At 49.9% G+C, this 685-nt stretch carries 1 protein-coding gene; it reads right to left on the bottom strand.

Going from position 1 to position 685, the window contains the following annotated elements; genetic code table 11:
* Window positions 1-180 precede the first annotated feature (180 nt).
* Entirely contained in the window at window positions 181-420 is a 240-nt protein-coding gene (locus ACF8MI_RS21860) for a hypothetical protein (protein ID WP_081791613.1), read from the bottom strand.
* Window positions 421-685: the final 265 nt, after the last annotated feature.

The raw sequence follows: 685 nt of genomic DNA, 5'->3' as shown, positions 1-685 counted from the left end.
GCCCTGTGACCCGCAAAGTTCGGGCATGTCTCTGTCAGAGTGTTTGCACTTGCTCGGTTTGCCTTTCATTTCTTGACTACAATCGTGGGAGCTGAAGGATCAGATCCCCTCAACAAAAGCCCCGTCAAGATGCCGGGGCTTTTGTTTTCAGTCCACACCGTTGAGCAGAGAACGACTAGATCATGGTGAGCTGATGCCGGTAGGTGTTGTCATAGAGGTTTGATAGTGCTCCATGTTCAGTCTTTCGCATTCAGCATCTGCTTCTATCTGTGTCGGGTAGGTGAACTGCAATCGCTGCTTATCTTGATTGTCATAAATATCAAACCCGCCAGGAACTGTAGTGGAGTGAAAGCGAGTTCCATTACGAATCGATCCTGTTTCGATGGGGATCGCAGGAACAACAACAAATCTCTGAATCATCGTCGCGTCCTTGTGTTGAGTGAATCTTAACTAATAGCGGCAGCCCGCCACTTCTTCAAGTTTTGATAAACCCAATGACAACCAAGCAGCCTGAAGCCGTGGCCTGTCAGGTTGAAGTCATAGAGGTTTGTAGGGAAACGTCAGGAAAAGCCGAAATAGCCCCTATCTTGACGTACTTCGGTCGTCCGGTCTGACGCCAGGTTGAGGCATACCCCATTCGGACACCGACTACACAACCTAAGGGCTTGCAGGCTGTCAGCAGGGC

Source organism: Pseudomonas sp. yb_9 (assembly GCF_043103635.1).
Lineage (GTDB): Bacteria > Pseudomonadota > Gammaproteobacteria > Pseudomonadales > Pseudomonadaceae > Aquipseudomonas > Aquipseudomonas monteilii.
Note: the sequence above shows the minus strand (reverse complement) of the source record. Positions and strands in the feature narration are given on the sequence as shown.

What these genes read in the sequence shown, in the direction of transcription:
- ACF8MI_RS21860 (WP_081791613.1), bottom strand. Translation starts at nt 420, where the DNA reads ATGATTCAGAGATTTGTTGTTGTTCCTGCGATCCCCATCGAAACAGGA.